The organism is Azospirillum palustre (assembly GCF_002573965.1).
Lineage (GTDB): Bacteria > Pseudomonadota > Alphaproteobacteria > Azospirillales > Azospirillaceae > Azospirillum > Azospirillum palustre.
Window position 1 is genome coordinate 55,394 of sequence record NZ_PDKW01000036.1, and the last position, 24,501, is coordinate 79,894.

A 24,501-nucleotide genomic window follows, 5' to 3' on the forward strand; every position below is an offset into this window, starting at 1 on the left:
CTCAGGCGGCGCTGCGCGCCACCCAGTCGCGCCACATGGCGCGATAGGCCGCCTCGACCCCGCGGGCGAAGCCCTTGTAGTCGGTCAGCGGGGCGGCGTTCAGCCGGCTGCGCATCGTCCGGCGCAACCGGTCCAGCCGGCCCGGGTCGCCGGCGAGCGCCACTGCGGTGGCGATGTAGCCCTCCATGTCGGAGGCCACCAGCTCCGTCAGGCCGCAATGGGTCAGCAGGCTGGCGCCGACGCGGGCGACATGGTTGGCGCCCGTCAGCGTCACCACCGGCACCCCCATCCACAAGGCCTCGCAGGTGGTGGTGGTGCCGTTGTAGGGGAAAGGGTCGAGCCCGATGTCGATGCGGTCGTAGGCGCGCAGGTGCCCATCGGCCGCGTCGATGCGGGCCAGAAGCTCGATCCGGCCGGCGTCGATCCCGCACTGGACGAAGGTGTTCAGATAGCGCCGGCGCGTTTCCTCGTCGCCCATCTGGGCGCTCTTGACGATCAGGCGCGAGCCCGGCACCCGCTTCAGGATCTCCGACCAGACACGCACCACCTCCCCCGTCACCTTGGAGGTGTTGTTGAAGGAGCCGAAGGTGACATGGCCGTTGGCGTGGAACGGCGGTTCGGCCGGCAGGGCGACGTCCAACGGCGGGCGGTAGCTGTGGAAACCCTGCGGCAGCCTGACGATGCGTTCCGCGCTCAGCCGGTCGGCCTCGCCCGGCGGCTCGGCGATGGCGTCGCTGAAGCGCCAGTCGATGGCACGCATGCCGGTGGTGTCGGGATAGCCCAGCCACGTCGCCTGCACCGGCGCCGGCTTGCGGGCGAACAGGGTCAGCCGGTTGTTGGCGGTGTGGCCGGTCAGGTCGACCAGGATGTCGATGCCGTCCTGCTCGATCAGCGCCGCGGCGCGGGCATCGTCCACCCCCACCAGCGACCGCCAGCCGTCGGACAGCCCCTTCAGCCGTTCGGTGACCGCGTCGGAGCGTGCGGACGCGGGGTAGCAGAAGACCTCGAAGTGCCCGCGGTCATGCTCGCGGATCAGCGGCTCGGCGAAGAAGGCGACCGAATGGGCGCAGAAGTCGGGCGAGACATAGCCGATGCGCAGCCGGCGATCGGGATCGCGCAGGTTGGCATGGGGCCTGCCGGCGGGCAGCAGCGGGTCGGCATGGCGCTGTGCCCATGCCATATGGGCTCTGAAGATGGTCTCGGCCGGAACGGCCGGGGTGTAGTGCAGGGCCAGCAGCAGGTTGGAATGCATCAGGGCGTGGGCAGGATGCGCCTCCAGCCCCTTCTGGAAGACGGTGACCGCCTCCTCGATGCGTCCCATCTCCTTCAGCGTTTCGCCCAGGTTGTTCCAGGCCTCGGCCGATTTCGGATCGGCCTTCAGCGCGGCGACGAAGCACTCCACCGCGCGGGTGAGTTCGACCGCCCCCTTGTGCAGGTCGCCCAGGTTGCACAGCGCCGCCGCCATGTCCGGCTTCAGGCGCAGCGCCTCGCCATAGGCGGCCTTGGCCGCCTCGCGGTCGCCAAGGGTGCGCAGGATGTTGGCGAGGTTGAAATGGGCCTCGGCATACTCGGGCTTCAACCGGATGGCGGTGCGCAGCGCCTCCTCCGCCTCGGCGCTTCGGCCCATGTCCTGAAGCAGGCAGCCATGGTTGCTGTGGACGAAGGGATCGGCCGCGTTGCGGGCGAGCGCCCGGCGGTAGCAGCCCAGCGCCTCCTCCCAGTCGCCGCGGGCGCGCAGGATGATGGCGAGGTTGTTGTTGGCGTTGGTGTGGCCCGCATCGGCAGCCAGCACGGCGCGGTATCCGGCCTCCGCCTCGGCCGTCCGGCCTTCCCGGTGCAGGCCAAGCGCCCGGCCGAAGCCGGCGTCCCCTGCCGAAACCGCCGGAGCCGTGCTCTGCGGGGAGGGGGCCGGAATGGCCGGGCGCTTGGCCCTGGCCTGCTTGCGTGAAGGCTTTTTCATCGGGCTGACCGCTTGGCGTTAAGTCGTCGTCGGCAGAAGAGCCGTCCTGCCGGTCGATAGCAATGACCATGCGCTGCCGCAAGCGGCATCTCGTCTCCGGATGGATGTGCCGCAATGGCCACATGGGGGGGAGACATATGATGGATGACGGAGGGGCCCTGGGACAGATGGCTTGCCGCTGTTGGGCCAATTCTGCTATTCCAGCGGAATCGCGTGGTTATACATCGTCCGCAAGTGGCAGACGCCCCGCGCTTCGTCGCGCCCCTGGGCCCCAAGGAGCGCATGGTCGATCGAGACCGGGTGACCGAACGGTATGAAGACCTTGCTTTCGCGACGCGTTTCACATTTTTTACGGCGGTTCCCATGACCCTCGCTGCGGAAGTCCCCTGCGCCCACACCGGGCTGCATTCCCTGGCTGTCGTCGCGCGTCAGCGTGGCCTCGACGTTTCGGCCGAGCGGCTTCAGCACAGCAACGTCATCGGGAACGAGGAGCTGGACACCGCTCGGCTCCTGCGCGTCGCCAAGTCGATCGGCCTGAAGGCCGAGGCGACGACGCTGGACTGGGAGGATCTGGGCAAGCTCCACGATGCCTTCCCCGCCATCCTGCGCCTGCGCAACGGCAATTCGATGGTGGTGGTCGGCTTCGGCAAGCAGGGCGACACCGACGTCGCCATTTTGCAGGATCCGCTGGCAGGCCAGGAGCTGATCCTGCCGGTCGACCGTATCCGCCTGAACCAGGCCTGGGCCGGCGAGGTGGTGCTGCTGAAGCGCGACTACGGCCTGACCGATACCGAACAGCCCTTCGGCCTGAAATGGTTCCTGGTTGAGATCCTGCGCCACAAGCGCATCTTCCGCGACATCGGCATCGCCGCGATCCTGATGAGCCTGTTTGCGCTCGCCGTGCCGATCTTCTTCCAGCTGGTGGTCGACCGCGTGCTGGTCCACCGCAGCATGGGCACGCTCGGCGTGCTGATGATCGGCATGGTCGGCGTCATCATGTTCGAGGCCGCCTTCTCTTATCTGCGCCAGTACCTGATGCTCTACGCGACGAAGAAGATCGACGCGAAGATGAACGTCCAGGTCTTCAACAAGCTCGTCGGCCTGCCGATGCATTATTTCGAGCGGGTATCGTCGGGCGAGATCGTCAAGAACGCCCAGCAGGCGGAGCGCATCCGCAACTTCCTCACCGGCCAGCTCTTCATGACGCTGCTGGACACGGTCTCGCTGGTCGTCTTCCTGCCGATCATGTTCATGTACAGCTTGCCGCTGACCCTCCTGGTCCTGGCATTCTCGATTCTGATGGCGATCAACATCGGCATCATGATCCCGCTGATCAAAGGCCGGATGAAGGAGCTCTATCAGGCCGAGGTGCGCCAGCAGTCCTTCCTGATCGAGAACATCCACGGCATGCGCACGGTGAAGTCGCTGGCGCTGGATTCCCGCCAGAAGCAGGAATGGGACCACCGCGTCGCCCGCGCCGCCGAACAGCGCTTCGACGTCGGCCGCATCATGATCATCGGCCAGACGATCGCACAGCCGCTGAACCAGCTGATGATGGCCTGCCTGCTCGGGCTCGGCACCTATCTGGCGCTGAACGGCGAGATGATGATGGGCGCGCTCATCGCCTTCTACATCCTGGCCGGGCGCGTCACCCAGCCGCTGCTGCAGATGGCCCAGCTGGTGCAGCAGTTCCAGGAAGTGTCGATCTCGGTCCAGATGCTGGGCACTATCATGAACCACGCTCCGGAAGAGGGGCGGACCGGCCGCGGTCTGCGCACGCCGCTGCGCGGCACGGTGGAGTTCCAGGAGGTCCGCTTCCGCTATGCCCCCTCCACGCCGCCGGCGCTCGACGGGGTGTCCTTCACCGCGTCCGAGGGCACCATTCTCGGCGTGATGGGCCGCTCCGGCTCCGGCAAGACCACCGTGACCAGGCTGCTGCAGGGCCTGCACCGGGCGCAGGAAGGGCTGATCCGCATCGACGGCCGGGATCTGCGCGAATACGACCTCGATCACCTGCGCGCCTCGATCGGCGTCGTGTTGCAGGACAACTTCCTGTTCACCGGCACCATCCGCGAGAACGTCTCCGCCGCCAAGCCGGGTGCGACGACCGAGGAGATCCTGAGGGTGATCCATCTGGCCGGCGCCGACGAGTTCGTCGAACGGCTGCCCAAGGGCCTGGAAACGATGCTGGAGGAAGGCTCGTCCAACCTGTCCGGCGGTCAGCGCCAGCGTCTGGCCATCGCCCGCGCGCTCCTGACCAACCCGAAGATCCTGATCATGGACGAGGCGACCTCGGCGCTGGACGCCGAGAGCGAGGCGATCGTCCAGGCCAATCTGATGAACATCGCCCGTGGCCGCACCATGATCATCATTTCTCACCGCCTGTCGTCGCTGGTGCCGTCCGATACCATCCTGGTGATGGACCGCGGCAAGGTGGTGGACAGCGGCAAGCATGACGAGCTGCTGGCGCGCTGCGACATCTATCAGCATCTCTGGCACCAGCAGAACCGGCACATCTAGGAGCGCGTCCCTTGACCGCACATAAGCTTGCGAAAATTGAGACGGCGCGCGTTCCCGCCAACGATGTGGCGCCGCAAGGGCCGCTGGACAAACGGGCCAAGGCGCGCGGAAAGGCGGCGATCGGGGCCTTCCAGAAGGATACGGAGGCGATCCAGAACGCCCCCGATCCGTTCCTGGCGCGCGTCACGCTGCATCTGCTGGCTCTGTTCGTCATCGGGGCGATCACCTGGGCGTCGATGTCCTATCTGGACAAGATCGTCGCCTCCCAGGGCAAGATCATCTCGACCGAGCCCAACGTGATGGTCCAGCCGCTGGAGATGGCGGCGATCAAGCAGGTCCTCGTCCGTGCCGGCGACGTCGTGCATCAGGGGCAGGTGCTGGCGACGCTGGACCCGACCTTCACCCAGGCCGACGTGCTGCAGCTGGAATCCCGCCTCGCCAATGCCGACGCGCAGATCGCCCGGCTGGAGGCCGAGCATGACGGCAAGCCCCTCGTGCCGGTCACGGATCGCTATGGCTACGGCACGCTGCAGCAGGCGCTGTGGCGTGAGCGCCAGGCGCAGTACCAGTCGCAGATGCAGAATTACGAGGAGAAGCTCGCCCGCCTGCAGTCCAACGTCTCCAAGTACGAGATGGACCGCCTGCACCTGAACGAGCGGCTGAAGGTGGTGCGCGAGATCGAGAACATGCGCTCGTCGCTGCTGGCCACCCAGGTCGGCAGCAAGCTGAACCTGCTGCAGGCCACCAGCGACCGCATCGACATCGAGCGCAATCTGGTCCTGAACCAGAACGAGCTGCAGGGCAACCGTCACGATCTGCAGGCCCAGCTGGCGGAGCGCGACGTTTTCATCCAGCAGTGGAACGGCAAGATCATCGAGGAGCTGACCACCCAGAGCAACGAGCGCGAGGCGCTGCGCGAGCAGCTGACCAAGGCGCGCAAGCGTCAGTCGCTGGTCCAGCTGGACGCGCCGGTCGACGCCATCGTGCTGGAGGTCTCACCCAAGGCCACCCCCGGTTCCATCGCCAAGGAAGCCGAACCGCTCTTCACCCTGGTGCCGGTCGGAGCTCCGCTGGAGGTCGAAGCCAACATCGATGCCCGCGACCTCGCCTTCGTCCAGATCGGCGACAAGGTGCGCGTCAAGCTGGATGCCTATCCCTATATGCAGCACGGGTCGCTGGAGGGAGAGGTCGCGACGATCAGCGAAGACTCCTTCTCCAGCAAGGAAAACGGGAACGGCATGCTCTTCTACCGGGCGCGGATCAGGCTGCTGACCACCACGCTCGACAATGTGCCCTCCAACTTCCGCCTGATCCCCGGCATGCCGCTGATGGCTGACATCAAGGTCGGCGAACGCCGGATCATCACCTATTTCCTGCGCCCCATCCTGCGCGGGTTCGACGAAAGCCTGCGGGAGCCCTGATTGTGTTCGGCAAACTGCTGAAGCGAAGCAAAACCACCAGTTTCCGCAAGCCGGACTTCCAGCATGGCCTGACCGCCTTCGAGGCGGATGACCATGCCGGCGCCGTGGCCAACTGGATGCCGCTGGCCGAACACGGCCATGCCGAAGCGCAGTTCCGTATGGGACAGCTCTACGCCCGCGGGCAGGGGGTAGTGCGCGATTTCGGCGACGCCGCCCACTGGTTCCGCAAGGCGGCCGATCAGGGCCACACCGAGGCGCAGTTCTCGCTCGCCCTGTGCTACGCCAACGGCGAGGGGGCGGCGCAGGACACGGCTTTGCCGGTGCGCTGGTACAAGACCGTGTCCAAGGCCAGCCCGCCGACGGCGGAGGCCAACCTGGCCCTGCTTTATCCCAACGGGCTGGGCATCGCGCCCGACATCGCCCAGGCGCTGCACTGGTACCGGCTGGCTGCCGAGGCCGGCCATGCCGAGGCGCAGTACCACATGGGCCTGCTGCATGCCTTCGGACAGGGGATGCCGCAGGATCAGGTCGTGGCCGCCGACTGGTACCGGCGCTCGGCCGAAAGCGGCTATGCGGTGGCCCAGCATGCGCTCGCCTCCTTCTACGCCAATGGCCAGGGGGTGGAGCGCGACATGGGTCAGGCCATCGCCTGGTACGGGCGTGCGGCCGACCAGGGCTTTGCCAACGCGCAGCTGGCGCTCGCCATCATCTACGAGCACGGCACCGGGGTGGAGGCCGATCCGGCCCGCGCGGCGGAGTTCTATCGTCAGGCGGCCGAGCAGGGCCATCCGGTGGCGCAGGTCAATCTGGGCCTGCTCTATGCCCGTGGCCAGGGCGTGCCCAAGGATTACCGCGAAACCCTGAAGTGGTGCCGCCTGTCGGCCGAGAAGGGCAACGTCAACGCCCAGTTCAACCTGGGCCTGATCCATTCCAACGGACTTGCCGGCCAGCCCGATTATGCCGAGGCGGCTCTCTGGTACCGCAAGGCGGCCACCCAGGGGAATGTCGGCGCCCAGGTCAATCTGGGGCTGATGCTGATCCATGGCTGGGGCGGCCGTCCCGAACTGGTGGAAGGGGTGGGCTGGCTGCGCAAGGCCGCATCGCAGGGTCACACCGGCGCCATGAGCAACCTCGGCGCGCTCTATGCCGATCAGGGCAGCAAGGCTTACAACCCTGTCCAGGCCTATGTCTGGACCATCATGGCTGCCGCCGGCACCCAGCCCGGGCCCGAGCGCGACGCGCTGGAAGCCAAGGCGCATGGGCTGGGCAGCCAGTTGACCAGCGAGGACCGCCACAAGGCGCAGGTCATCATGGAGGAGTGGAAGAAGAACCCGAAGCTGATGGCGACGGGCTGATCGTTGGGGCTCCGGCTGACCACCCGTTGTGGGAGCCGGATCTGCCGTTCTGAAGGTACTGCGGTTCTCGTGCCGAAATCGGCGACCTCTCTCTGCGCTTCTCCATGCCAACGAACGTAGAGCCTGAAACGTCAGGCTCTACTCCGGCCTGCAATCCGTGAATCTGGCGCTGCGGTCGCCCGCCTTCGCAGGCATGGCGCGACCGTCGCGTTTCAAAGTCGGCTTGACAGTCCGTTCATGATATGTACCAATCGAACCCGTCACGCCCGAATCACGCCCGCACCCTCCCGGTGCGGGCGTTTTCGTTTTCAGCCTTTGCCACAGGCTTCTTCCACGGAGGGACCTCATGAGATCTCTGACCGCGCTTGACGACGCCATGGGGCGTCCGTCCCTGGCGATCGCTTCCTCCGACACGGTCCTGGCCGTCCTGTTGACGGCGGGAGCTCCCAGGCAGATCCCGGTGCCGGCTGGGGCCCGGATCGTCCTGTTCAGCGCCACCGCTCCGTTCTGGGCGCGGATCGGTGGAGCGGCCGGCGTCCCTGCCGCCGATGTGCTGGATGGCTCGGCTGCCGAACTGAACCCTGTTGCCCGTCAGGTTCGAGGAGCGGGTTTCATCGGTCTGGCTGCCGCAGCCAACACCACCGTCAGCCTCTCGTTCTACGGGTGACCGCCATGACCGGACCTTATCATGCATCGCCGCCGGTGGACGCGGCGTCACTGGCGCCGCGCGCCAATCCTGTCTTTACCGGAACCGCCGCCGTTCCTGCCGGCACCGCGACGGCGCCGGGACTGTCGGTGTCGGGCGATGCCGATACCGGCCTGTTCAGCCCCGCAGCCGATCGTCTGGCCCTCGCCACCGGCGGCGTCGAGCGGATGCGGATCGATTATCTGGGCAACATCCAGATCGGCGGTAACGGGATCGGCGGTGAGCGGTTCGCGATCAACGGATTCATGACCGCCGGCGATACGGTGCACCGCGGCCTGTACGGACCGACCGGTGCCGGAACGGTCGTTGTCGGCAGCCATTCGAACAGTCCCGTCGAGCTGCGCAGCAACAACCTGCAGAGGCTGCGCATCGAAACCGATGGCGCTGTGTATCACGGGAACAGCGTGACGGCGATGATCGTCGACAGCGCGTCATTCCTGCGGTTGCGCAGCTTCACGGTGGCGACCCTGCCCAGTGCCGCCGCCGCCGGCCGCCTGATCCTTGTTGCGGATGGCTCGTCCAACCGCCGCCTTGCCATTTCCGACGGCGCCAACTGGCGCTTTCCGGACGGTGCCTTGGTCGCCTGACCGCTTTCGACGACAGGAGGACATCCATGCAAACCACGCGACAGCCCTACGAGCTTCTGATCCGCTGGTCTCCCGACGGCGCGTTATCAGGGGCCCATATCCAATGGCGCTATATTATCACCGATGATAGCGGTATGGCACTTGGTGAAACGCTCTCTCCCGTCATGCCCTTGATGCAGGGAGTAGCGGAAGGATTTCCTGCTGAAAGAGTTATAAAAAATTTGTCAGATTTTGGATGTAACCAAGATATATCAAAATAGTAATGAAATTAAATCAGGGGTCTTTCTGTCGAGATCCCTGATTTTTTAGTAAAAACCAGATTTTCTAATGTATTTTTAATTCTTCTTAATATATTGATTTAGGATTTCTGAAGAACAGCGATAAGCTCAGCTCCGTATAGCTCATATCTCTTAAGATACATATTTGCTCCAATGAAATCCAAGCTATCCATGAGAAGCTTCGGAAAACTATGTGCGCTCCAGACATGATAGTGGATAGAATATTGGAAATCCATCAACTCCATAGCGCGAGATTGCACATGAGTATTTTCAATTTTAGAGACGTGTTTTACCCAATCAACATAATGATCATAGCGAGATACTTTTGGTCCCTGAATGTGATCTCTCAAGAGATGATTAAAATCTGTAAGATCCCTGGGTTTGTCGAAGGAATTATCTTTGTTCGGAACCGCATAGAAAAGACGTCCTCCAGGCTTTACAACTTCATAGTGTCTTTTCAATGTTCCGATAAAATCCTCGCAATGCTCAAGGAAGTGATTAGCTATGATGTAATCATAGGTATTATTTTCCATTCCATCCAGAGTTTCTCCAGAGCAGATAAAATCCGGATTAATTATCACTTCTCTATCAGGCAAAAGCTCAGGATACTGGCTAAGAAGATCTTCTTTTTTAAACCTATCAACAAACTTCGAATTGAGAGATGGGGAGAGCATTGGGCTCATTAGAGCTCCAATCTCAATGCCAGCTCCTCTAACCTCGCAATCACTTGCAATGCGAAGCCGATTTTGCATTGTATCATCCGGTACGTGCGACATGCTCTTCACTGTTCCTGCAGAGTTTGAGTTTTTATCAAAGTCCTGCTTCGATGGCCGAAGCCCTTGCTTCACCTCGGAATCGGCAGTTCTCTAACCCGTTTTCCTTTGCAAAAACGTTAGCATTTCATAGTGCTTTCTTCAACTTGCATATCCCAATGTGGAAATCCGGATCGAGAACCTGATTTTTCAGAAGTATTTCTTCGATAAATATCAAAAGATTCATAATTGTTTCTGCTTCTGGTGTGTGAGAATTTGCAAAGTCGTGGTTAAGATGTGAATAATATCTGTGGAGTATAGGGCCGGCAGTGGCTTTGAGAAAAGACACATCAAAAATCTGGCGCAAGATAGGAATAATCAATGGAGCCCTGACCCCTTCGCTGGGATCATGCTTCAGCATATGCTCAAGATCAAAAAATTTAACTTTTTCGAATCCATCATTAATAAATTTTGGATGTATACATTTGTGTATTTCCTCTATTATGCTCTCTGTTTTTGGGCTTGGAAGCGCATACATATATCCTGTGTACTCATTGAATATGAGAATTGAGTTATCTGACATAAGAGATCTGCATGTAAATAAAACATCTTCTATTGGCGTCACATGATGAAGAGAGCCAAAGAAGCAGATAGCATCATATTTTTTGTTTGGCGGGTTTGAGATAAAATCTTCAAAAGATTTCTCTTCAAAAGATATATTTTTGACCCCTTCAGCCAATGCTCGTTCGCGGGCACTGGCAATGGATGACGGTGAAATGTCAAAAGCGTCAATATGAGACACTAGCCCCGTCCTCGCCATGATAAACTCATGGCCTCCGGTGCCGCATCCCAATGAAAGAAGATTATCAATAGGGCGTTTGATATGGTCTTCAAACAGCCAATTTAGCCAAAATTTGTTAGATCCACTGATATTTTTAAGAACATACTCTAATATCTTTCCATTTGACGTCCAGCCTTGAGACTTCTTTGCGCTTTGTGCATTCCAGTGTGCTTTAACGCGGTCGGCGTTTTCATCCGATTTACTCATTGAACTCTCCTGCCTATCTTTGGATTTAGACACTGGAACCACCGTGATTTTTAAAAAATTTCTCGGACTTTCTCAGAAATTTCTTCTTCCCTATGCGACAGAAGCAAGTGCTTGTTCGTTTCGAAATGTCAGTTCAGCCTTGCTTTCCTGCTGAGGCTGGAACTTCGGCTGCCGGTAGGCATGGGAAAGCCACATCCGGTAGAGCAGCAGCGCCATCAGGTTACGGCCCGGCGGTTCCGGTTGCGTCAGCCAGCCGGTCACCATGGTGCGCAGGCGGTCGCTGCGGACGATGCCGTGGTCGTGCATGGTGTCGAGGTGGTCCATCACCATGCTGCGGCCGGCATCGGACCGGAAGAAGGCGTTGAGCGGCAGGATGAAGCCGTGCTTGCGGCGGTTGAGGATGTCCGACGGCAGGCGGTCGGCGAAGGCGTCGCGCAGGATCTCCTTCGATCCCCGTTGGCCGAACTTGAAGCGTTGCGGCAGTCCCAGGGCGTACTGGATGAGATCGGGCTGAAGGAACGGGCAGCGCCCTTCCAGCGAGGCGCTCATCGCCATCTTGTCGAACTTGACCAGAAGATTGTCGGGCAGCCAGGTCACCAGATCGGTGTAGCAGGCCGCCTGCAGCGGATCCTGGAACTTCGTGAAGTCGTCGGAGAAGGACTTCGACCACGGGCTGCGTTCGAAAATGCCGGCGCGGCGCAGAACCGCCGCCCGGGCTCCTCCTCCGATGACCAGGGGGAAGCCGCTCGGCGTGCTGTTGCTCGTCCGGTGGAACAGGGCGCTTTCCGTCTCCGTCGGCTTGAAGAACGGCCGGAAGGCGGTGTAGGCCGTCGCCCGCCAGTCGTCGGGCAGCATCTTCGGCTGGTAATAGTCGTAACCGGCGAAGATCTCGTCGGCACCCTCGCCGCTCAGGGTGACCGTGACGTGCTGGCGGGCCAGCCGGGCCATCCACAGGGCGGGCACCATCGCCTGATCGCCGATCGGCTCGTCCATCGCGGCGACCACGTCGGGGATGAGGTGTTCGAAATCCTTCATCCCGAAGGTCAGGTGATGGTGATCCGTGCCGAAGCGGCGCGCGACGGTGAGGGCATAGGGGGACTCGTCGAGCGTGCGGTCTTCGAAACCGACGCTGAAGGTCTTCAGGTCGGAGACCCGCTCGGCCATGCAGGCGACGATGACGGAGGAATCGATGCCGCCGGACAGGAAGGCGCCGACGGGCACGTCGCTGACCAGGCGCGAGGCCACCGCCGCCTCCACCCGCGTCCTCAGTTCCGCCGTCGCCTCGCGGCGGTGGAGCGGGGGGCGGATGGGCTGCGGTTCGATCTGCCAGTACCGTCGCACCGCGACGCTGTCGTCGTCCAGCCGATAGGTCAGCACATGGGCCGGCGGCAGCTTGTGGATGCCCTCCAGCATCGTTTCCTCTCCGGGAACGAAGTGCAGGGCGAAATAGGCTTCGACGGCGGAGGGGTTCAGGCGGAACGGAACGCTCGGCCAGCGGGCGACCGTGAGCAGCTGCGAGGAGAAGACGAGGCCCTGCCCGCCTGTGTGGTAGAAGCACGGCTTCTCGCCCATCCGGTCGCGGGCCAGATGCACCACCCCCTGCGCCCGGTCATGCACCGCGAAGGTGTACATTCCGTCCAGGCGCTCCAGCAGGCCGTCGATCCCCCAGGCCATGTAGCCATAGGTGAGGATCTCGGTGTCGCCAGAGGTGCGCAGGGGATATCCCAGCCTGAGAAGCTCGGCGCGCAAGTCCTTGTAGTTGTAGATTTCCCCGTTCTGCATCGCCACCACGGTGCCGCACCGGGACTCGATCGGCTGGTCGCCGCTGTCGAGATCGATGATGGCAAGACGCCTCGCCCCGAAGGCGACGCGCCCGCTGACCGCGTGGCCGCTGCTGTCAGGGCCGCGCGCGTAGAGCGAGTCGGTGGCACTCACCAGAAGCCCGAAGTCGGGCTGTTCACCCTTGCGGGTCACGACGCCGAAAATTCCGCACATCGAACAATGCTCCTCAGCCCAACTCTTCGCGCAACAGCCGGAATTCCCTGGCATAGGCGTCGACCATCCGGTCGATGCCATAGAGCTTCTCCGCCACGAACCGTCCCCGTTTCCCCATCCGGGTCCGCAGGGGATGCTCCAGGGACAGTCTCCACAGGGCGCCCGCCATGCCCTCGACGTCGCCGGGGTCGAAGGGGAAGCCGGTGTCGCCGTCGATCACCTGCTCCGCGATTCCGAACACGTTGCTGGAAACCACCGGCAGCCCGCTCGCCATCGCCTCGATCACCACGCGCGGGAAGGACTCCTCCAGCGCCGCGAGGATGAACACGTCGAAGCACCGGTACCATTCGGCGACCGCCCGGTCTTCGGGCAGAAGCAGGATGCGTTCGGGATGGGGGGCCTCGGCGATGATGTTCCGGACCATCTGGCCATAGGCAACCTGCTGCGGCGGCGTTTCACCCAGGCTGATGAACCAGATCGGCAGGTTCGGCACCATCTTCTGCACCTCGATGAAGGCGCGGATGGCAAGATGCTGGGCCTTGCGCGGGCAGATGGTGCCGACCGTGCCGATCACCACCGCGTCCGGCGGGATGCCGTACTGGGAAAGCCGGTCGCGCACCGTGTCGTCGGGGGAGCGCGGCCTGAATTCGGCCAGATCGACGCCGTTGCGGATGGTCAGGACGGGCGCCATCGCCAGGCGCGCGTTGCGGAACAGGTTCGCCGTCGCCTCGGCGACGAAGGCGATGCGCCCGGACTCCGCCAGACAGCGTTCCGCCATGCCGGTCCGCGGGGTGCGCGCGCCGAAGAAGGTCGACGGCACGGCGCTTTCCCGGATGTTCCAGAAGGGCTGATGGCCGAGCGCCAGGGCCGCCGACACGAACCACTCCGTCTCCAGCGTGTTGGCATACACCAGATCGGGACCGACCACCTCCAGCCAGTCGGTCGCCTGCTGGCTCCAGCCGGTGCTCGGCCCGTCCAGCCGGGTGATGCTCGCGGCGAATTCCCGGTAGCTTTCGAACAGCGGCCCGTTGTCTACGGCCAGGACATGGATGTCGAAGCCGTGCCGGAGGGCGAGACCCCGCAGGATCAGAAGCTGGGATGTCGGTGCGCCCTGGAGACGCATGTTGTGGACCAGCGCCGCGACCCGGACCTTGGCCTCCGGTGCGGTCAGATGGACACGGCGGTCGGTTGCGGCCGGCGTCTCCCCAAGTCCCACCAGGTTCGGATTGAACATCGGATCCGGATCGGGCCAGCGGAGATGGAAGCGCATCCGGTCGGCCGAATCCTTGAAGGTGCGCGGCTTCGATACGCTCTCGTGATGGATCAGCTCGGCGTGCGCCGTATAGACGATGCGGTATCCCGCCGCCCGTGCGCGCATGCAGAAATCCGGATCCTGGTAGGCGACCGGGAATTCATCGGCATCCAGCCCGCCCAGTTCGTCGAAGACGGCTCGGGGGATCATCGCGGCGGCGAAGGTGACCGCGCTGACGCCGCGGGCGATCTGGGACCAGCCGTAATAGCCGCCGCTGTAGGCGGGTTCGCCGCGGAACAGGTGCCCCGGCGAATCCTCTCTCAGCCGCATGACCAGACCGGCGTGCTGCACGACATGCCCGCCGGGGAACAGCAGGCGGCAGCCGACGGTCCCGACGCCGGGCTGGCGCGCCCAGCCCAGCATCTCTTCCAGCCAGCCGGGGGTGACGATCTCGATGTCGTTGTTGAGGAGAAGCAGATAGTCCCCGCCGGCGGCTTCCGCCCCGGCATTGATCAGTGCCGAGAAGTTGAAGCCCTGTCCCCGGTCCGGCACCGTGACCACCGTGTGGCGGAGGCCACGCAGATAGTCCAGGGTGGCCGGATCGTCGGACCGGTCGTCGACGATGACGATCTCGTAGTTCGAATAGGTCGACACCCGTTCGATGGAGTCGATGCAGGTGCGCAGCAGCTCCATCTGGTTGTGGGTGGGGATGATGATGCTGACCAGCGGCTTTTCCGGCGCGTCCCAGACGATGCGGTAGAAGCCCGCGCGTGAGCGGACGGCGAAATCGGACCGGTCGACGGCGCGGTAGGACAGGCCGCGCCGGTCCAGGGCTGCCTGGACGGCGCGGATGCCGGCGTCGAAGGACTCCGGCTTCTCGTCGCCGGCAAGCGCCGTCGATCCGGGCAGGACGCGCCAATGGTACAGCACCGCCGGCACATGGGCGATGCGCCGGGTCTGCTCGACCAGCCGGAGCGCCAGTTCGAAGTCCTGCGACCCGTCGAACCCGGCATGGAAGCGCCCGGCCTTCTCGAACAGGCTGCGCCGGATCATCAGCGCATGGTTCAGGTACATGTAGGACAGCAGCATGTCCGGATCGTAATCCGGCTTGAAGGTCAGGTCGAAAAGCCGGCCGAGCTGATCGATCTTGCAGCAGTCCGAATACAGGATGTCGAGGTCGGGCTCGTCCTGCAGAAGCTTCACGAACTCGAACAGGCAGTTGGGCGAGATCGCGTCGTCCTGGTCCAGGAACAGGATGAAGTCGCCGCTGGCGATTCCGGTGGCGGCGTTGCTTGCCGAGGCGATGCCCCCATTCTTCTCGCAGAAGGTCAGGACGATCCAGGGATAGCAGTCCGCGAGCCGGCGGAGGTTGGCGGCGTAGGCGGGATCTCCCGAGCCATCGTCGGCGATGCACAGCTCGAAATTCCGGTACCACTGGGCATCCACGCTTTCCAGGGCGCGGTCCAGCCATTCCGGCTTGGCCCGGTAGTGCGGCATGATGATCGAGACTTTGGGCCGCACCGTCCAGCCGGCCATGAGCGCGCGCGCATCCTCCTCCGACCGGTGATTGAGGGCGTTGGCTTCCAGCCAGCGGGACAGGCGGCTGTCGGCCAGCGGCGCGGCGGGCGCGCCGAACACCCGCCGCAGGCCGATTTCGGCGGTCTCCTCCGTGACGGTGTCGTGGCAGGTCAGCCGGATCGTCAGCTCCCCGCCCGCCTGGAGCCGCCGTGGCAGGACGAAGCGGAATCCCTTCGACCGCGTGTCGGCGGGAAGGTTATAGGCCTGATCGACATCGACCCGCTTCAGCAGCGCCTCGGTCTCGTAGACCAGCGTATCGTCGACATAGGCGCGGATGGTCAGAGGATGTCCGTCCAGCTGAAGCACCCAGCCGGTGACCGGGATCGGCGTGTTCTCGGCGATCATTTCCCCCTCATGAGGGGAGTCGACGGAGAAGCGGAGCCGGTCGCCGTCGGCGCCCATCATCTTCGGAACCGTGACGGAGAAATTCGTCAGCTGATGAATCTGGCCGTCGATATAGGCCACCACGCTCAAGGTGACGGTCTGTCCGGCCAGGTCCGAGAGATCGGCTTCAAGATGGAAGCCGCTGTACATGCCGAGCGGCATGGCGCCGGACAATCCCGCTTCCGTGACGGGCCGAACGGCCGAGGTGCGGGCATAGAAACGGTCGTTGGCGAGGAGGACGACCGCCTGGACGTCGGAGTGGCGCGCGGCCACATTGCCCCGGATCGCCACCCGTGGCGTGCCGGCGATCCAGACGGGATTCTGGACCTGGATCTCGGCCCGTGGAGGAGCGACCGTCAGCCCGGTGAGGATCCGCTCGGCGATGCCCGTCTCCGAGCACATGCGGATGATCAGCCGGGAGATGTCCATGCCTTCGATATCGAGGAAGCCCTGGAACCCCAGGAGCATCGATGCGGGGCAGCCGACATGCCGTGCGACATCCGGGCGCTGCTCCCAATCGACCGGGATCTCCCGCGCGGTCCAGCCATCCGTCGCCAGAACGCGGATCGCCGCCTCATCATGGGAAGCCGCCCATCCACGGACGAAGAGAAGCTTGGCATCGACCTCGGCGCCGTCTCCCGGCTGCTCGACCTGGCCGATCAGGGGCGAAATCTCGACCCCCTGCAAAGCGGTGTCGGTGCTGCGCGGTCCGGCGAACCCGCGAAGCACGTAGCTGTTGAAGCCGACCGCCAGATCCTTCCACCCGACCGTTCCGACGAAGCCGGTCGAGAGAGAGCGGGCATGATCCGGGAAATGGTGCCAGACATCCTGGCGCTGCTTGAATGTCAGATGAAGCGGGAGCGGCCCTGTCGGCCCGGAAAGCTCGATGACGGGGAACTCCTCGCCCTTGCAGGCGACCCATCCTTCGATGACCAGATGCTCCGCCGGCGTGTCCCCTCTGCGAATGTGCTCCACATGCAGGACAAGCCCGGAATCCGGCGTGCAGACGCTCAGCTGATCGTTCGACAACCGCAGCAGCAGCGGGCGCCGGTCCTGCCCGGCCTTGGCGTCGGGCTCCACGATCAGATCCAGCGCCGACCGGCGGGCGAGAACGCAGGTGCCGTCCTGTGAATACAGGTCGTCGAAGGACGGAACCATCAGGTTGTGCCCGTCCTCGCCGTCGGCGAAATCCGAAATCTTTCTGCTCAGGAGCGCCCGGTCGGGCGGCAGCGGATCGTGAGGAATGAGGACGACGAGATTATCGCTGCCCAGCCTGTACCAGTCCTGCGCCATAAGCGTTTCGATGGACGGGTAGGTGCCGAGAAAATCCATGGTCCCAAGGGCGCTTTCCCAAGGGGCCGGATCGCAGTGGCCGCCGTCGAGAATGGCGATGCCGAACAGGCGGCTGGACAGCTTGCCGATCTTCGCCCTGGTTTCGGGGAAGGCGTAGCGGGTGGGGGAGGACACCGTGACGGTCGCGCCCTTCAGATGGCGCACGGCACCGTCGCTCTGACGCAGGACCGTGACGGACATCGATGCCGGGCCCGAGGGGTAGCGGCTGACATCGACCAGCCCGGTCCACCAGACCACCGGAAACGCGGCCGGGTCCGGCCAGGCCGAGGGCGCGTCCACCGCCTCGTCGCGCCAATGGATCTCGACCGGCAGGGGAACGTTGTTCATCAGGACGAAGATGCTGCATGCATCCCGGTCCTTCCGCATCAGCCACCCTTCGACCATCAGGAAGTGGGAGGTGACGTTCTTCGGAATGTTGACTCCGCAGCACAGTTCGGTATCCGCGGAAACCGCCAGGGTGCATGACGGATCGTCCTTGCGGACGATCCGCACGCCGACCGTCGAAGCATCCGCCATCGCGGGCAGATCGGCGGTGGCGAAGATGCAGAAGATGCTCGGGTCGGTGTTGGGAAAGCCCAGAACGGCCGCTTCGGTTTCGACGTCCATGCCGAGGACGGTGATCGACGGCGTTATCTCCGCCGCATCCTGCAGACGGAGCCAAAGCGCGCTCCGGACCTGTCGGTGCGGCCCGTCGCCCGTCACCGACCTTGCGACGAGTTCACCGCATTGGATGACGCCTGCGCCTTCGGGGGAAATCTGCAGCGACGACACCGGCCGGATGGAAGACGGGGCTTCCCTCTGCTCGTTGACGCCGAAATTCTCGTAATGCCAGGAGGCGCTTGGCTCTTCATGGAACCGGACATCCTCCATGACGTCCCGGTTGCTGCAGAAGTACCGCAGGCCTTCCTTTTCGATGTTGGAAACGATCTTGCTGAGTTCCCCCAGGACGGGGCTTCCGTCGAGGTGGCTGTTCAGGTTCGAAAAAAGAACCGATACGACATGGTCTTTCCCGTCGAAGATCGAGGCGGGAAGCCTGTAGGAAAAACCACAGGCCTTGCCGCTGTCCAGGCCGGTGCCGTGAGGACGCGGCTCGTTGCAGACGAGGCTGGCCAGCCAGACGCCGTCCACCTCGATCTCGATGTTCGTGGTCCTGTCCGTTCTCCTGCCATTGATCGCCCAGCCGCTCAGGACATTGCCCTTCAGCGGATCGACGGCTCCATAGAACGGCTGCAGCTTGAAGACGTTGCTCGTTTGCCACGTCAGCTCCTTCGCCGGCTCTCCGGCAAAGAAGCGCATGACATGCTCTTCCCCATCGAGAAAGACGTCCGGGACCTTCATGGAGAATTTCTTGGCGGCCAATGACGGTGCATGATCCGCATCGGAAGCGAGGCGGCCGACATCGAACAAACCCAGGGGCTTGCCGTCGCAATAGACAATAATTTTTATCGGGGATTTGGGGTTATCGCTGTCGTGTACCCAGCCTTTGACGACCCATCCGGAGTTGTCTTCAAGAAATACGCCGGTTATCTCACCAAAAGCCATAGCGATTTTCCCAGAATCCAGGGTTTATTTCTGTGATTTGGTGATAAAATGCCCTTAAATTATTTACAAAAGGTTACAAATTATTCTCCAACTCAGTCTCTTTCCCTGTGAGGAATTTGAATTGTCTTGGCATTTGTCTTTTTTCCGTCACGGGTTTGAGCTGGCCGGCGTCGGCCGGCCGATGGAGGTATAGGTGAAGCCGGCCTTCGCCATGTCCTGGGGGGTGTAGATGTTGCGCAGGTCGATCGTCACCGGCCGCTTCAGCATCGACTTCACCCGATGCAGGTCGAGCCGGCGCGTCCGGCTTCCGCTTTGCCGCACTGTGCCGACGGATGTGCGGATGCCGCCGTCATGGCGCGATCCTTGAAAAGGGAAACGCCATGCGGTTGAACGCCGCATTGTGGAAGGGATCGTCGAGCATTTCCCCCCATTCTGCCACGATCCGCCTCAGGTTGTTGTGGTAGCTGTCGTAGCCGGGCTGGCCAAGCAGGTTGCCGCGTGTCTTGGACTCCAAGTGATACAGACGAACCTTGGGATCGTAGACCACCCGCCAGCCGGCCTTGCGCACCGCCAGGCAATAGACGATGTCGTTCCAGTCGACGGGCCAAGCCGGATCGAATCCGCCGACGTTCTCGAACACCGCCCGGCGCGTGACCAGACACGCACCGGTGACGGCGGCGGCGGAACGCAGCACGAGGTTGCGGCCAAGATAGCCTCCCTCGTCGGCATGCATTCCGCGTCCCTCATGCACCGCCCCCTGCTCATGGCTGGTGACCACGCCGGCATGCTGGATGCTGCCATCGCCATAGAGCAGGCGCGCGCCCACCACGCCGACCTCGGGCAGGCCAAGGGTTGCCACCGCACAGCCGAGCCAGCCGGGATCGGCGGCCAGGGTGTCGTCGTTGAGGAAGACCAGCACCTCGCCGCTGGCCTGTTCAGCGGCGAGGGTGTTCTTCAGCGCCCAGTTGAAGGGGCCTTTGTACGGCAGGACGTCGATGCCACGCTGGGCCTGCATGGCGGCGATCAGGGCGACGCTGTCGGGGTCCTCGTTCTGATGGTCGATCACCAGGATCTGCAGCGGCCCCGGATAGGCCTGACGGGTGCGCAGCAGCGAGTCCAGGCAGTTGCGCAACAGGCCCGGTGAGTTGCGGGTCGGCACGATGATGCTGACCGCGGGATGGGTGGCCGGACGAAGCGTGATGTCGCAAGCCTCAACCAGGCTCTGGTTCGCCTCTTCATTCTCGCTGACCACCAGCGTCTGCCGCACCTTTGCCGCCAGCCCCCGCCGCTCGGCCCAGCCCGTCACCGCCTCGGCCTCGCCGACCAGCAGGCGCGGCAGTCCATCGGGGCTGCGCAAGTCGATGGGCTGCTCCAGGCTGTAGAGCACAGACGGGATGTGGCGGATGGCGCTCGCTGGCACACAGTCGCCCACGCGCAGCATCAGATCATGCAGGCTCGACGGCGGCATCCCGTCGGCGAGGACGCACGCCTTCAGCAGGACCTCCGGCGTCACCAGAACCATCGGTCCGGCATAGTCGTAAGCCAGCAGCATCACCGGATCGAAGTCCGGCTTGAGAATTGGACGAAGTTGCGCCGGCTTGCCGTTGTGGGCACCGAACAGAGTGTCATGGTCGCTGTAGGCGACGGAGGCCGGAGTGGCCGATGCCGGCGCCAAGGCTGCCAGGAAGGCCGCCAGCGCGTCCGGCCGCAGGCTTCCGGCTTGGCCGACCACCAGATGGGCGCCGGCGGCGCCGACGAGAGCGTGGGTGGCCAGCAGGCGCGGCAGGGCTGCCGGTGCTGCCACCACCGCCCGGCCCGCGGCGGTCAGCGGCCGGATCAGCGCGCCGACCTCGTTGCCGAGCGTCTCGGCATTGGCCAGCACGGTCAACGTCCAGCGCTCCTGCGTCTGGCCGTCCAAGGAGGCGAGCAGGCGGCGCAGGGAGGCCGGCTCCAGGGCGGATTCCAGCAGGATCACATTGACGGCGAGGCCGGCCACCGCCGCGGCGGCTTGTCCGTCCAGCGGGCGGTGGCAGGCGAGCAGTCCCTGGGCTTTCAGGCTGCCATAGGCCGAGAGCGGGGGGCTGATGTGCTGGAGTGTGTGCGGGAGCTGCCGCTCGATGCTGGCGAGCATCGCCTTCATCGATTTGATGGCGTCGAGCATGCGGCCGAGATCATCGAGGGCGGCCGGCAGGTTGGTCTTAAGATAGATGTCCGCACCAAAGGGCGCCTTGGATTGGGCGTCACGGATGCGCAGCATCGTGCCGCGGGCGACCAGATCGGCATGGGCGGCGGGGATGTCGAAGGCGAAGCCATGGTCGCCGCAGCTGCCGATGCGCTCGGCCAAGCCGGGAACGAAGCGCTCGCAGCGCACAGCCCCGATGAAGCGGTCGCCCAGATGCAGTTCGAGCACCACGCGCTCGGACAGGTCGCTGGCATTGGCGCACCAGCCCATGACGGTGCCGGCCCCGTTGTGCGAGGCCTCGCCGATCAGACGGCGGGTGGGGGCGAGTTCAAGCGCCGCCAATCTGCCCTGCAGGCCGGATGCCGCCAGCCACTCGGCCACTGCGGCGGGCAATCCGGCGCGGAAATCCTCATCGCACAGGATGGTCGGCAGCCAGAAGCGCCAGGAGCGGCTGGAGGCAAGACGGTCGCGCGCGGCAGCCGACAAGGGCAGGCGCTCCAGCGCCCAGTGCCTCAAGCCCTCGTCCGGAGCAGGAGCCAGGGCGATGTGCGGCAGCACGCCCATGCCGGCGAGGCTGGCGACGACACCGGTAAGAAACTCGCCGCGCATCAGGTAGTGGCCGAGGAATTCGCCGAGCGTGCAGTTGGTGGCGGCCGTGATCTCCTCGACGTTGGCCGGGTGGCGGCCAAGGAAGAGGCGATAGCCGTTGAACGCGTCCTCAAGGTTGGTGTGCGCCAGGGCATTCCGGCCTTGCGCCGGCACCGCCGTGTCCTCATCCAAGCTCAGACCGCCATCCATTCTCGTCTTCCCCACCTCCACCGGCTTGCACCATCCCAGCCGAGGCATACCTTAGGATGCAGAACCTGGCCTCCAATGCCTCTGGCCGAGGAGTGGATGCCGCTCTGCTGATTCTGTTGCGAGCCCTTCACCCTAGGCGGAAGCGCTAATCGGAATGTCGGGGAAACCCCCAATCGGTCTATACCCAAAGCACACAAAGAAAATCAACTTTGTTGTGCGGTTGTATAAGTTATGTCACAATACACGCCTTGCTAATTCGGAAAATTCAATCTTAGGTTAAAGTTTACGCCGTCTTGATTTTAGAGAATGATCAAGGAAGCTCTGTGAATTGAAGGCAGTACAAAGAGGCGTGCTGGTAAAATTCTGAAAATCTTTATCTCAAATTGGATAGTGCAGTGAAACGGGAGGACTGGCGCGCGGCATGCTGTCGCATGCGGCCATCGGCCCTCAGGCCCCCACCATGGCGGGGGCGCCGCTTTCCAACACGGCATGAAGCCGGGTGGCATAAAGTTCCTGCAGCACCGGACGGGCAAAGCGGCTGCGAACCAGAGCGGTGCCGGACTCTGCCCGCCTTGCGGTCTCGCCCCGGTTCTCCCACGCCCACCGCATCGCCTCGGCGGCCGCACCGACATCGGGCTCGTACCAGCGGGCGCCGGGGGTGACGCCGAGATACTCGTCGCTCTCCAGATAGCGTTCCCGGCCACCGACCAGGAAGGCGGTCTCCTCCGTCATATAGTCGAGGTTGGCGGAATAGCGGGACGCGATCACCGGCTTTCCCATCATCATCGCCTCCACCATGGTGTAGCCGAAGCCCTCCGCCCGGTGCAGCGAGACATAGGCATCGCAAGAGCGCATCTCGGCCAGCGAGTCGGCGTAGGACAGCTCGCGATCGCGCACGACGATGCGGGGATCGCTGCCGACCAGGCGGTCGAGCTCCAGCTTATGGGCGAGGTCGGCGACGCTCCGGCTGGTCTGGCGATGGCGGATGCGCAGAACGAGCCGCACCCTGCTTTCGGCAGGAAAGGCTTTCCGGAAGGCGCGGACCACCGCGAGCGGGTTCTTGCGCGTATACCAGCTGCGGGCATCGAAGCAGAAATAGAAGGTGAAGGGCTCAGCCTTCGGCCGCTCTTTGGTGCCGGCGTTCAACACGCGCTCGTCGATGCAGTTGGGCACGACATGGATGGGACCGGTGAAATGCTGGGCCAGGGCGTCGGCGCAGAAGCTCGACATCGTCCACAACTCGTCCATCATCTCGAGCGCCAGATGGGCCGAGCGGGGCAGGGCGCTGGTTTCCCACAGGAAGAAGCCGATGTTGTAAGCCCCGGCGAAGCGCTCCAACCCATGGTTGATCATGTCGCTTGGTGCGCCCAGCAGGCCGAAGTGGATCAGATTGACCGGATAAAGTTCCTCGCCGGTATGGCGGCCGGGCATCGCCATCATCGGCATCGTCACGCCGAAGCCGGCATCCTGCAGGATGTCGCGGGAGAACAGGGCGTTGCGGCTGATCCCGGTGCTGCCGTCGAAATAGCCGAACAGGTTGACGCCCTTGGCCTGGGCCGTCCGCGGCAGGTGGCGCACCAGGGGGGCGCGCTGGCGCTGGCAAAGCGTCGAGAGGCTCAAGGCCTGCGCGTCCGGCACGCCAAGGCGGGTATAGAAATAGGCAAGCCCATTCAGAACCTTGCCTTGATGATGAACCGGGGCATCAAGCAGGGCCCGCACCTGTGGGGTCAGGAACAGGTCGTCGAGGTTCCAACGGATCAGCCACAGCGAAATCGCCAACAGCAGGGGGAACAGCGCTTTCTCGTCAGAGGAGTTGAAGGCGGTGGCAAGGGCGCTGTCCCGGGCATGCATTCCGGCATAAAAGCACGAGATCAGCCCGTGGGTATCGATCCCCGCCGCAGCGTTCAACGCCTCCACATGGCGGGTTGCCAATGCCTCCTTGGGCAGGCGGGCCTTGCCGAACATCCAGTGGGTCAATTGGCACAGCGCGTCCGCTCCGCTGCCGGCCGTCTCACCGGCTCCCGTCTGATAGGCTGACAGCAGGCGGGAGCGGAACTGGCCTGCGGCATCTTCTTCGCCCGAGGCGAGATAAGCCGCCACATCGGCCGGCAGCGGGCACCAGGCATGGTCGGCAAGATTGAAGCGGTCTGCGCAGCGCACCAGGAAGCGGGTCAGGTCGACGGCGCTGCGCAAATGGAAATTTTGCGTCTCCTGCAGTCGATGAAGTTGATGCGCCAGGAAGCTGCCTACCGTCAGCTCCGCCTCTTCGAAGCCGTCGGCGGGGCAGAGAAGCCGCGCGTCCCCTATGCGCTCCCGGCCGCGCTTGGTCTGGTTCACCGTTTCGCCGAGCGCACTCACGCACAGGGCCTGACGCTCCGGCGTTATGCCGGAAAGCGCGGTGTCGATCACTGCGCGGTGGAGGCTGGTGACGATGGGGGCCCCTGGAATGGATATCCTTGTACCGTGGATTTTGACATCCACGCAGCAGCGATCAACCGAGAGAAGCCCACTGGGCAGGGGAATGTTGAACGCAAGAAAGCCGTTGCGGCCCGGCAGATCGGTCAGCGCCTTGTGATGCTCGTTGCAGGCATGGGCTCCGAGGAAGCGTCCGTCGACATAGAGATCGACCAGACATTCCTCCGCAGGATTGCCCTGGTTGTGCAGCCAGCCGTAGATTTTGTTGGTGGTGACGAATTCCAACCCGCCCCGGTAGGTGGCGCTTGTGCCGATTTCGGGCTTGATCGGGCTGATCGCATTCATTGTGCATCCTCCGACACGGCTGTCACGCCC

General features: G+C 63.5%; 14 protein-coding genes. 7 read left to right on the forward strand and 7 right to left on the reverse strand.

Annotated features, from left to right (window positions below):
* Window position 1: 1 nt before the first annotated feature.
* On the reverse strand, window positions 2-1,960 hold the full coding sequence (locus CRT60_RS00690; RefSeq protein ID WP_098734539.1) for an O-linked N-acetylglucosamine transferase, SPINDLY family protein: 1,959 nt from the start codon (window positions 1,958-1,960) through the stop codon (window positions 2-4).
* A 363-nt stretch (window positions 1,961-2,323) separates the two neighbouring features.
* Between CRT60_RS00690 and CRT60_RS00695 the strand changes: the two genes are divergently transcribed.
* From CRT60_RS00695 to CRT60_RS35365, 6 genes are all read left to right on the forward strand, one after another.
* Window positions 2,324-4,480 (forward strand): peptidase domain-containing ABC transporter, encoded by a 2,157-nt coding sequence (locus tag CRT60_RS00695; protein ID WP_098734540.1) that lies wholly within the window; start codon window positions 2,324-2,326, stop codon window positions 4,478-4,480.
* Window positions 4,481-4,491: 11 nt separating this feature from the next.
* The gene (locus CRT60_RS00700; protein ID WP_098734541.1) at window positions 4,492-5,901 is read left to right on the forward strand and encodes an HlyD family type I secretion periplasmic adaptor subunit; all 1,410 of its coding nucleotides are present in this window, start codon (window positions 4,492-4,494) and stop codon (window positions 5,899-5,901) included.
* 2 nt (window positions 5,902-5,903) lie between these two features.
* Window positions 5,904-7,256, forward strand: coding sequence for an SEL1-like repeat protein (locus CRT60_RS00705; RefSeq protein WP_098734542.1), 1,353 nt, complete (start codon window positions 5,904-5,906; stop codon window positions 7,254-7,256).
* Between the two features lie 346 nt (window positions 7,257-7,602).
* On the forward strand, window positions 7,603-7,923 hold the full coding sequence (locus CRT60_RS00710; protein ID WP_098734543.1) for an NAD/NADP transhydrogenase alpha subunit-like protein: 321 nt from the start codon (window positions 7,603-7,605) through the stop codon (window positions 7,921-7,923).
* A gap of 5 nt (window positions 7,924-7,928) precedes the next feature.
* Window positions 7,929-8,549, forward strand: coding sequence for a hypothetical protein (locus tag CRT60_RS00715; protein ID WP_143272948.1), 621 nt, complete (start codon window positions 7,929-7,931; stop codon window positions 8,547-8,549).
* Between the two features lie 26 nt (window positions 8,550-8,575).
* Window positions 8,576-8,809 carry a hypothetical protein gene (locus CRT60_RS35365; RefSeq protein ID WP_143272950.1) on the forward strand — a complete coding sequence of 78 codons (234 nt, stop codon included), beginning with the start codon at window positions 8,576-8,578 and terminating at the stop codon, window positions 8,807-8,809.
* Between the two features lie 98 nt (window positions 8,810-8,907).
* Here the strand turns inward: CRT60_RS35365 and CRT60_RS00720 are convergent, their stop codons facing one another.
* The 4 genes from CRT60_RS00720 to CRT60_RS00735 all read right to left on the reverse strand — a co-directional run bounded on the left by CRT60_RS00720 (window position 8,908) and on the right by CRT60_RS00735 (window position 18,527).
* Window positions 8,908-9,603 (reverse strand): class I SAM-dependent methyltransferase, encoded by a 696-nt coding sequence (locus tag CRT60_RS00720; RefSeq protein WP_098734545.1) that lies wholly within the window; start codon window positions 9,601-9,603, stop codon window positions 8,908-8,910.
* Between the two features lie 124 nt (window positions 9,604-9,727).
* The gene (locus CRT60_RS00725; RefSeq protein WP_098734546.1) at window positions 9,728-10,627 is read right to left on the reverse strand and encodes a class I SAM-dependent methyltransferase; all 900 of its coding nucleotides are present in this window, start codon (window positions 10,625-10,627) and stop codon (window positions 9,728-9,730) included.
* A gap of 90 nt (window positions 10,628-10,717) precedes the next feature.
* A complete protein-coding gene (asnB, locus tag CRT60_RS00730) occupies window positions 10,718-12,622 on the reverse strand; it encodes an asparagine synthase (glutamine-hydrolyzing) (protein WP_161957931.1) in 1,905 nt (634 codons plus the stop codon).
* Window positions 12,623-12,635: 13 nt separating this feature from the next.
* Window positions 12,636-18,527, reverse strand: a complete 5,892-nt coding sequence (locus CRT60_RS00735) for a glycosyltransferase (protein WP_161957932.1) — start codon at window positions 18,525-18,527, stop codon at window positions 12,636-12,638.
* Between the two features lie 30 nt (window positions 18,528-18,557).
* Here CRT60_RS00735 and CRT60_RS36040 point away from each other — a divergent pair, with 30 nt between their 5' ends.
* Window positions 18,558-18,767 carry a hypothetical protein gene (locus CRT60_RS36040; RefSeq protein ID WP_161957933.1) on the forward strand — a complete coding sequence of 70 codons (210 nt, stop codon included), beginning with the start codon at window positions 18,558-18,560 and terminating at the stop codon, window positions 18,765-18,767.
* Between the two features lie 313 nt (window positions 18,768-19,080).
* On the opposite strand, the gene CRT60_RS00745 is transcribed toward CRT60_RS36040, so the two are convergent.
* On the reverse strand, window positions 19,081-21,711 hold the full coding sequence (locus CRT60_RS00745; protein WP_161957934.1) for a glycosyltransferase family 2 protein: 2,631 nt from the start codon (window positions 21,709-21,711) through the stop codon (window positions 19,081-19,083).
* 447 nt (window positions 21,712-22,158) lie between these two features.
* Window positions 22,159-24,471: a glycosyltransferase family 4 protein gene (locus CRT60_RS00750; RefSeq protein ID WP_098734550.1), complete on the reverse strand. Its 2,313-nt coding sequence runs from the start codon at window positions 24,469-24,471 to the stop codon at window positions 22,159-22,161.
* Between the last annotated feature and the right edge of the window lie 30 nt (window positions 24,472-24,501).